Source organism: Pseudomonas sp. B16(2017), from assembly GCF_002113205.1.
Classification (GTDB): domain Bacteria; phylum Pseudomonadota; class Gammaproteobacteria; order Pseudomonadales; family Pseudomonadaceae; genus Aquipseudomonas; species Aquipseudomonas pharyngis.
In genome coordinates, this window is sequence record NZ_NEKA01000007.1 from 366996 (window position 1) to 376160 (window position 9165).

The following is a 9165-nucleotide window of genomic DNA, read 5'->3' on the forward strand; positions in this document are numbered from 1 at the left end:
TGAAGCGTTCAGGGCAGCAGTGGGCGTAGAAAACTGCGCTCGTAGCTGATGATGAACTTCTTTTCGACCAGATCGGCCACCAGCGCCGTGCTTTCCGGGTCGGTCAGTGCAATGTGGCGATAACTTTCGTAATCTGCCAGCGACGGGAAACTGAACAGGCAATACGCGATATTGCTCGCGCCTTCCGAGGGCAGGAAGTAACCATGATGCGTTCCTCCCAGCCGTTCGACGATGCCGAGCCAGGTCTTGGCGTAGGCTTCGAATGCGTCCAACTGATAGGGATCAATCACGTATCTGACGTGGCAGGTAATCAAGGCTGCGGCTCCTTTGCAGATTATTCAGGTATTGCCACGCCAATCTTGTCCGAAGCCGACCAGATACGGAAACGCACTTCAACGTCCTGCGGTGCGTAAACCACGATCGGCAGCTTGCTGTTGTAGCGCACGGTAAAGCCATCGCCGATCACCGGCACGAATGCGCGTTTTTTCTGAGTGCCGGGTGGGCAGGCCATCAGGGTGCTCATCGGGCCGCTGACTTTTTCCAGGCGATAGAACGGATAGCCCCAGCCTTCGAGGTTTTTCTCTTCGAGGGTGCCGCCCAGACGCTGGCGGTTGCAATCGACTTCGAGGGTTTTGCCGGCGAGGATTTCGACTTTGAAGTTTTCTTCTTGGGCCTGTTGCGGCAGGTGGATGACCTGGCGCGTGAAGCCCGCTTCGGCCTTCGGATAAGGCGCGGTGTCTTCAAGCTTGGCGGCGTGGGCGAGGGTGAACAGGCTGGCGAGCATCAGGCCGGCCGTCGCGCGGACGGTGAAATTTCCCATTGAAGCCTCCTGGCGGGTGTACGTTGGTTGACGGGCATTCTCACTGTCGCAGGCGATGAATGCAAACCGCCAGCCGCTTGCAAATTGCAGTGCCTGCACGATCGAATCTTGCATTTTGCAACTGGCCAGTTGCCTGCGTTTTGGCCAAGTCATTGATTTGCAAGGAGGTGAATGCAACCTGATGAAAGGCACGCTTTATGCGTTGATTTGGTGCAGCGCACCGAGTTCGGGCGCCTACACTCCAATGGGCATTTCGCAGTACAGCCGCTTGTCACAACCCAAGGATTCAGCGGGGACACACCCGTGGGAACCGTGGCATCGGTCGACGTGAATACTTGATTGGCAGTCTCACAGTAAGGAGAGGTTTCGCCATGTTTCTGTCTGCCTTGGAACTCCGCAACATCATTGAAAGCAGCTTTCTACCGAAACGCTGCCAGTGCACGCTGTCCCCGGATCTGTCGATGACCGTCAAGGTGTATGGCGATCACCAGACCGATCAGGTTGAGCTGCAGGTGAGTGGCATCGATGCCAGTCATTTGAACAGCTGTCGCGAAATCAACGGCCTGATCGCCGGGTTGCGCTCGGATCTTGCGCAACAATCGACAAGCCATCATGCAATGCCGCGATCCCGAGTCGTCTAACCGACTGTTTCACCCAGTTCGACCGTCACGCGCCGGGCCTGCAAGAAGCCAAGGCCCAGCGCGAACTCGACCAGCACCGCAAGCAGAATCCCGGGGCCGGCGTGGCCGTTGAGCCATTCAGCAAACCCCAGCACCGCCAGGCCAAAACAGCCGACGATAAAGCCGTTGCTCAGCGCATTGCGCGCGATCGATACCGGCGCGTTGCGCACCAGATAAAACATCACCCCCAACGCCGCAAACAGCACCGCGCTGCGCCGTGCGACGAATCCGGCGGCTTCCGAATACTCGATGCTCCAGATCGCCAGCAACATCTGTGGTGCCAGACCCCACGCCAAGGAAAGCAGAAAACAAAGGGAGAAGGTGAGGGTCGAGAGCGTGCGGAACGACAACTGCATGGCGAATCCTTGCGGCAGTGAGGAGGGCCCCGAGCATACTCTTCGAGACCCGTGCTCGCCTACCGCAAAGCCGCAAATCAGAGCTTTCTGTCAGTTCTGGAAGCTGCAGGCGTCAGATAATTTCCGGTAACTGATTTCTTCCGGTTTACCGGTGTTGTCGAGGTACTTCATGTCGGCGGTGATGACCTTGCACTCCTGCGTCTGCGGCTCGGTCAGGGAAACCACTTTGGCGACATGCAGCGGCATGCCGTATTCATAGGGAACAGCCTTGGAGGTGTCATTGGCCTGGGCCAGCCCGGCAAACGCGGTGCAGGCGAGGGCGGTGGTGAGCAGGAACGGACGAATGTTCATGATGGACTCCGGTGCGACGGAAATGGAGTTCGGCGGATTGCCAGCCAAACCTGCCGCACTCGGCGTCAGCCAGGGCTGAGGGTGTGCGGTTCAGTAGAGTTTTTGACCGCGGCGTTAAGCGATGGTTAACCGGGCTGAACGCCGGCTGTCTGGGTGAGGATTGTTTCGCGGGGGAGACTCGGCGGATTCCTACAAGGGTGGATGCCTTGTCTGCTTTCGGGGGCTGGAGCGGGGCGGTTATGGTTTGGCGTCGCTGCAAAATCAGCGACTTAGGTTTGGTCACCTGAAAAACTCGACACATCTGTGCCATGATTCGCGCCGCGGACATTCATGTCTTCGGAGTACATTGCTGTGGCGGCTGTGTGCAGGGGCGCCTTCGGGCGAGCTGATCGGGTTTCTCAGTTGACCAAGCCTTGCATACAGTCCGCCTCCCATCGTTTGGTCACGGTGTCGGCGGGTCATTGAAGCCTATCGAGTAATGACAATGCCAATACTGAAACTAAGCTCCGCTCGCTACCTCCCGCTCAACAGCGGCGTCACTGACAGCGCACCGCTGGTCATCGACACCCAAGCCAACCCAAAAGACCTCTTCGAAGCCGCCGTGCAACGTATCCGCGCCGCAGCCGACCTGCTCGAAACCCTGCACTGCCTGTGCTTCAAACACGCCGACGTCCAGGACATTCCCCACATCACCCATGCGCTGTACCTGCTGACGCAGGATGGCAGTGATTTGCTGCAGGTTGCGCAGCAGAAAATGTTGAACTGGACTGCACCTGCCTGACATCCGTAAGGATTTAACGGGAAACAGACTGTTTTCCCGTTAAACCCCACGTTTTCACTTCAAGCCATGCTGGCAGACGTAGAAGAAGGAATTTGCGCGAGACGCACAGACTCCTGGTTCTCACGATGTTCAGCCCATCTGTCGATGTGGATTTGCAACTCTGGCAGTGAGCTGCAATCGCCATAGAGGTCCGTCATCGTGAGTTTGGTTTTGCTCAGGGTGATCACCGTTTGCAGCGTACCCTCAAGGGCTTTGAGTTCTTTTTCATTGTGTCGAATGGCCTGGCGGATGGCTGTCTGGCGATCCTGAAGGTCCGACATGGTCGAGCGACGTTGCAGCGCAGTAGCGCGATCCTGGGGCCGGCTTTCGATTGTGCCGCCCGGGAACTCGGCACTGGCTTCACGCTGCCATTTCTCCAGTTCCGTGCGATACGTCTCGATTTCCAGCTTCAGACGATTGGACTCCGTCGTACTGATGATGTAGCCGCCGGTTTGCTGTGTGTCCTGCCAGCGGCGAAGCGATGCCCAACACGCTGGAATATAGCCGTCCAGCATCTTGTGGTCGGCGCCGTTGGCCGCCTGAGTCAAAAAGTTCTTGCGGTCTGGCGTGTCGTTGTTTTTCAGCTGCTTCAGACAGCGATTCATGGCGGCTTCTTCATAGCCTTCGCATCCCGGGGTCCACAGAACGGAGGAGAGCTGTCGGCCGGGCAGTTGCAATGGCATGAAATAGCGCTGCTCGCCATGGTGCCAGTAAGGCTTACCGCCGAAGCGCCCCATACCGACCGCCATAACCACTCCGCCTGCGGCTGGCGTCAGAACGCCGGATACCGTTGCGGCGAGGCCGGTGATCCAGATCGGTTTTTTGGTGTCCATCCAGCCGGCCGGGACGCTGGGAACCGGGTCGTTCTGGTTGACGATTCGGTGGTGAGTCAACCCGCTCGCTGACTCGACAAAATCTTTGTCACCGGCGCGGGGAGAACCGAAGGTATAGAGAATGACGTCATCGGTGATCTCGCGGTGCAGCCATTCGGAGAGCAGCAACGCGATGGCACCGCCGAGGCTGTGGCCGCAGACGAGGATTTTTTGGTCGGTGCGGAAGCGAAGAACGTAACGCTCGATGAATGGACGCAACGCCATGAATGCTTCGTAGAAACCTTGGTGCGCTTTACCCGTTCCACCCTCAATCGGCACTTGTTGGGCATCGACATCACGCCAGGCGTCCCAGCCTTCCGCTGTACCTCTCACACCGATGAGAATTACCCGGTCATCGTGAGTGGCATAGGCCTGGGTGTCGGTGTTCTTCCAGTCAGTGGAGCCCTTTCTCGAATCGTTGAAAAAGTGCACGCTCATTGGCGTTTCCAGCTCTTCACCGGAAGATGGGTCGTTTTGTGGGTAAAGCTCAGGGTCGAAAGGCACTATTTCCAGGCGCTTTGAATAGGGAACATCCTCGACCAGTGGGAACGATGGTTTCTTGGAGTCCGCGTAACTTGACGGCTCTTCGAAGCAAGCAAGGCAGGTATTCAGCACATGGCCAATGGTGCCGCGCTTGGGATAGGTGAACTCGAAATCTTTTTTGGGGGCTGTGTCAGGTTTTTCTGGCGTCTGACCAAAAGCACCGTAGCTCAATGTGGCGAGCAACGATAGTTGATACAAGTTCAGCGCACTAAACTCGGGGGCCAAAGACAAAAGTGGCCTGAACGCGCGCAAGGCGCGTACTTCGAGAACGTAATGTTTCTCAGGAAGTAGGCCCACTCCAAAACTTGGAACTTTGTCTCCAGCGAAATCACGGGCGAGTTTGGCGCAACCTGCGGGCACAGGGCTGGAAAGTTTGGCGGCAGGAGGCAAATGCTTGGTGAACTCGACAAGGTCGCGGACTTCGACGTTGTGATATTCGCCTTTTTCGGCCGAGGCGCGGTAAGCGCCTGTTTTGCCTGTGCTGCCGATTGGGCGTCTAAGTGTTTGCTCAGCGGCGGCTTGAAACTCAGTTACAGGTATATTGTAATAATCGCGACCTGAAATAAACTTATAAAATTTGTCTGCGCCATTATATGTTTTGTTTAATGTGAGAATCGCTGGGCCTGCATAACTGCCTTCTATTTTTGCATACCCATCTGCATCCAGTGTCCCAGATTTTTTTTCGCCTTCGGTGTCTGAAAGCTCATAGGATAGGCCCGCATATGGCTTGCCTTCTCCAAACTCGTCTACTAAACGGAAACTGATCCAGTTCCCTCTTAAAGGGCACGAACGTCGCTGATCGCTCAGTTGTGAAGCTTCATTTTTATCCATCGATTTAATCCCTTTAATTGCAGCCCGGATAAACCGTGCATTCCTTTCCATTCAGTTTGAAGGTTCTAAACTTGTCAGTTAGTCCACCGCAAAATCCATATGGATCATCCTGTCCCTCTCCGAGGCATGGCTTCCAGCCTTCGGGAACCTTTATCCATGTGTCATTTATCGCTGGGCGCTCTTCAGCTGAGAGCCGAAATTCTATTTTTACGGTTTTATTCGCCAATTCCGCTCTCTGAATTGCGCCACCTGGTTTACGCCGTTTAGACCTATTGTCGGAGATTTCCCAGTTTTCATTGGCTGCATAGCAGGACAGAATTTTCTCGACTTGTCCTTTTGTTATTTTTGAATTGCTGATTTTAAAGAGCCAGGAACATAGTCCTCTCTGCTCGACCGTTCTTTCGTGTGCTTCTGGATTGGCTCTGGTTTTTGTAGATGTTGCCGAAATACCTCCAGCCAACTCTAAATCACTATCCAGCGACCCCGTCCCATATCTGGCGCTCACCTCGTAGCTAACGCGCGTAAGCTCCATTGAACAATCAGCAATGTGGTACTCCAACGGAATGTCTGTGGATACTGTTTGCTCGATGTCTTTGGCGTCAGTTGTATTCGAATTTTGTTGCTGGCGAGTAACATTTCCACCGAGGCCTGGGCTGTAGGTCTCGCATTTTTCACCACTTTTAGGCGAGTAGATGGCTTTGGATGTGAAACCAAATTTAGCAGGAATCGTGGCAACTAACGTGAAGTGTTCCCGGCTGTAATAGCTGGTAGCTCCTTCAACGGAGTCCTTAGCAATCTGTCCCGCAAAGCTGCATGCACCTACCAATGGCAGAGCAAGGAAGAACACGGCTTGAGGACCACATGAAAAATACTTGCTAGTCATGAACTACTCCCTGTTCAACGCAATTAGGATAGATGGTGCACTCGCGTTTATTCATTTTGAAGGTTCTGAAGTTTCTGTTGTTTTTAGTGCAGAATCCATAAGGGTCATTGAGCCCATCTCCAAGGCAAGGCTTCCAGCCTTCAGGAAATCTCAGCCAAGTATCGCCCACCGATGGATACTCTTCAGTGGATAGGCGAAAGTCGACTTTTACAGTTTTCCCAACTAATTGACTTCTTGCGAAGGAGCCACCCGGGTTACGTTTTTCGTATTTTTTCTTTGAGACTGACCAGCGTTCATCGGCGGCCTTACATGAGAGAAGCTTTTCTATTTCGTCGAGTTTTGCCTTGGACTTGCTGATCTGAAACATCCAAGCGCAGAGTCTTCTTTGTTCAATAAGATCTGGAACTGGCGTTTCAACGACGCTTGGCGGTGCTTCGCTTACTGATAGTCCCCCAGCCACTGCCAACCCGTGGTCCCAAGCGTCCGGCCCATAAGTCGCATTTACTTCATAAATAACCCCACCAAGCTCCATAGAACAATCTGCAATATGAAACTCCAGTGGTATTTTAGTGGACACTGTCTGCGCTACATTCTTTGCCACCGTGTTATTGGACATCTGTTGTTCACGAGTCACCATTCCACCCAGCCCAGGACTGTACTTTAAGCAGCTTTCACCCGCCTTCGGGTAATAGTGGGCCTTGGAGGTGAAGCCAAACTTGGCAGGCACCGTAGCAACAAGCGTGAAATGATCCCACGAGTAGTAACTCACGCTGCTTTCAGCCATCTGACGCGCGAAGCTGCAACCACCGAGTATTGGCACCGCCGCGACTGCAATCCACAGTCGAGCCCTCAAGCCGTGGCACCTGCTTTCGGATCCGCGAACACGCGTTGGCATCGGTCGAAGTGTTGTTCCGGCGTTTCCCCGGGGATGGGCTCCCAGGCAATGTCAGCGGCGCAGGGTGGCGAAAGGCGCAGGCTCAGCATCAGCTGTCGTTGCTCTTCGGTTCGCCAGCCCCACTCATCAAGCAAATCCATCTGGTCTTCCAGCCATTCACTGACCACGCGGGTTTCTGCCAGTGCAGCGGCGGCGTCGACGTGGTAAGTCAGCAACCAGCGCTTGAGGTTGTCACGCAGGATGCTTCTGGCCTGTTCGCCTGACTCGGGAGTACGGAGCCACGGCGCGGGATTCGGTACCGGATACAGATCCGGTCTGGCGTTGGCCGCGCTCTTCCACTGATCTTCATCCCAATACAGCACACTGCTGATCGGTCCGAGCAGCAGCGGCCATTCAGTTTCTTTCATGTTGGCCAGGCAACGGGCGAGTACGCGGTTGTCCTGAAAGCGGAACAGTGAGCGGTCGCCATCCTCATCGATGACCATGCGTGCGATCCAGTGCTGGGTCAGGCTGTCGAGATCGGCCTTGTCCATGCTGCCGATCCAGCCCCAGTTACGCTTTGGATCATCCAGCAGCTTGCGGAACGCTTCGTTGCCCGAGTTTTCGAGTTCAGTCAGCCATGGGCTGATGGACGCGAACTGGGCGAACTCGGTACGTCGGTAGAGTTGCACCGAGCGCTGCATTACACCGGCGCTGTACAACGGCGTGACCGGGTTCGGTTCGGCGAGGCTGTCGAGAGCGAGGATCAGGACGCGATTGAAGCGAGACTGTTCGCCCAGCCAGTTATTGAACGCATCACTCATGCCACGACTCCCAGATCACATTTGCCTTCGCGGCAGGCCTCACAGATAGGGCAGCGGGTGTCACCGGCCTTGCGCGCAGCTTTGGCCAATGCCATTTGGGCGGCAGCCGGGACGAGCAAGGCGCCAGCCTTGTCTTTGGCCGCTAGCCACGGGATAACGGGTTCGAGAATCCCGATGCCTGTTCCGACACCCGGCGCACCGCCGGTGTTGGCCTTCACTTCCGCACCGCTGATGGTCACGCCACCCGCATCGACCTTGACGAAACTGCCGCCAGCCTTGGCCGTCAGCTCCATACCACCCTCGATCACGACCTTGTCGCCGGCGTGGTAGTGAATCTCCGTGCCCGCTTCCACGAACTGCCCGGTGCCGACCTTCACATGCTGGGTCACGCCGACGGTGAGGTGATCGTTGGCGCGCATTTCGCTCTTGCGGTCCAGGTGGGTGATGCGGTGTTCCTCGACTTTGAATTCACTTAAAACATTGGCTTCGACCGTGTCATGCCGTTCGTTGCCAACGCGGATCTTCTGGTCGTGCTCGATGTTTTCGTCCCAGTCGCGCTGGGCGTGGATGTAGATCTGTTCCGCGCCTTTCTTGTCTTCGATGCGGAATTCGTTGTAGCCCTTGCCGCCGGGTGAACTCAGGGTCTTGAAGGTGCTGCGGGTCTTGTTCGCCGGCAGGTCGTAAGGGACGACGTTTTCCTTGTGGTACAGGCAGCCGGTCACCAATGGCTGGTCGGGGTCGCCTTCGAGGAAGGTCACCAGCACTTCCATGCCGATCCGTGGGATGGCGATGCCGCCGTAGGCTGCGCCGGCCCAGCCGCTGGCGACGCGCAGCCAGCAGGTGGTTTTGTCGTCGGCCTGGCCTTCTCGGTCCCAGTGGAATTGCACCTTCACGCGGCCGTACTGGTCGCAGTGGATTTCTTCGCCGGCGGGGCCGGTGACGATGGCGGTCTGGCTGCCGAGCACTTTCGGTTTCGGGTGTTCGAGGGCAGGGCGGTAGTGGGCGTCCCACGGGGTGGCCACGAAGCTGTTGCGGTAGCCCTGGTGGAAATCGCTCTTGTGGTCGGTGACGTCGCTGGTGACGTTTTCGCCCAGCACTTGCGGCTGTTTGCCTTCGTGGAAGACTTCCAGCAGCAGCCACAAGTCGTTCCACTCGGCGCGCGGGTGTTCGGCCAGGGTCATGAAGTGGCCGCTGGTCAGGGTCGGTTCGTCCCCTTTGCCTTCGGCGAGTTTGTAGTCGCTGCGATGGCGTTCCAGCGCGCGGGTCGAGAGGAACTTGCCGCGCTCACGCGTGGTGAAGCGGCCGGGGTAG

At 56.2% G+C, this 9165-nt stretch carries 11 protein-coding genes; 2 read left to right on the forward strand and 9 right to left on the reverse strand.

Features of this window, described 5'->3' with window-relative positions; all coding sequences use genetic code 11:
* Positions 1-8: 8 nt before the first annotated feature.
* Complete coding sequence (locus CAG25_RS15170; protein WP_039768220.1) at positions 9-314, reverse strand: NIPSNAP family protein; 306 nt, start codon at positions 312-314, stop codon at positions 9-11.
* Positions 315-334: 20 nt separating this feature from the next.
* Positions 335-820 (reverse strand): serine protease inhibitor ecotin, encoded by a 486-nt coding sequence (gene eco / locus CAG25_RS15175; protein WP_085611928.1) that lies wholly within the window; start codon positions 818-820, stop codon positions 335-337.
* Positions 821-1191: 371 nt separating this feature from the next.
* Between eco and CAG25_RS15180 the strand changes: the two genes are divergently transcribed.
* Positions 1192-1461: a DUF1652 domain-containing protein gene (locus CAG25_RS15180; protein ID WP_064381742.1), complete on the forward strand. Its 270-nt coding sequence runs from the start codon at positions 1192-1194 to the stop codon at positions 1459-1461.
* On the opposite strand, the gene CAG25_RS15185 is transcribed toward CAG25_RS15180, so the two are convergent.
* Both CAG25_RS15185 and CAG25_RS15190 read right to left on the reverse strand, forming a co-directional pair.
* Positions 1458-1856 (reverse strand): hypothetical protein, encoded by a 399-nt coding sequence (locus tag CAG25_RS15185; RefSeq protein ID WP_011334037.1) that lies wholly within the window; start codon positions 1854-1856, stop codon positions 1458-1460. The genes CAG25_RS15180 and CAG25_RS15185 overlap by 4 nt on opposite strands.
* A gap of 90 nt (positions 1857-1946) precedes the next feature.
* Entirely contained in the window at positions 1947-2207 is a 261-nt protein-coding gene (locus CAG25_RS15190; protein ID WP_011334038.1) for a DUF2790 domain-containing protein, read from the reverse strand.
* 484 nt (positions 2208-2691) lie between these two features.
* Between CAG25_RS15190 and CAG25_RS15200 the strand changes: the two genes are divergently transcribed.
* A complete protein-coding gene (locus CAG25_RS15200) occupies positions 2692-2988 on the forward strand; it encodes a hypothetical protein (RefSeq protein WP_085611665.1) in 297 nt (98 codons plus the stop codon).
* A gap of 59 nt (positions 2989-3047) precedes the next feature.
* On the opposite strand, the gene CAG25_RS15205 is transcribed toward CAG25_RS15200, so the two are convergent.
* The 5 genes from CAG25_RS15205 to tssI all read right to left on the reverse strand — a co-directional run.
* Positions 3048-5273, reverse strand: coding sequence for a lipase (locus tag CAG25_RS15205; protein WP_085611664.1), 2226 nt, complete (start codon positions 5271-5273; stop codon positions 3048-3050).
* A 13-nt stretch (positions 5274-5286) separates the two neighbouring features.
* Positions 5287-6156, reverse strand: coding sequence for a hypothetical protein (locus CAG25_RS15210; RefSeq protein WP_085611663.1), 870 nt, complete (start codon positions 6154-6156; stop codon positions 5287-5289).
* The gene (locus tag CAG25_RS15215; protein ID WP_085611662.1) at positions 6149-7009 is read right to left on the reverse strand and encodes a hypothetical protein; all 861 of its coding nucleotides are present in this window, start codon (positions 7007-7009) and stop codon (positions 6149-6151) included. Before CAG25_RS15215 ends, CAG25_RS15210 begins: the two co-directional genes overlap by 8 nt.
* A complete protein-coding gene (locus tag CAG25_RS15220) occupies positions 7006-7854 on the reverse strand; it encodes a DUF4123 domain-containing protein (RefSeq protein ID WP_085611661.1) in 849 nt (282 codons plus the stop codon). The genes CAG25_RS15215 and CAG25_RS15220 overlap by 4 nt, the downstream gene beginning before the upstream one ends.
* A partial coding sequence (tssI, locus tag CAG25_RS15225) for a type VI secretion system tip protein TssI/VgrG (protein WP_143515447.1) occupies positions 7851-9165 on the reverse strand: 1315 nt, incomplete at its 5' end. The genes CAG25_RS15220 and tssI, both read right to left, overlap by 4 nt.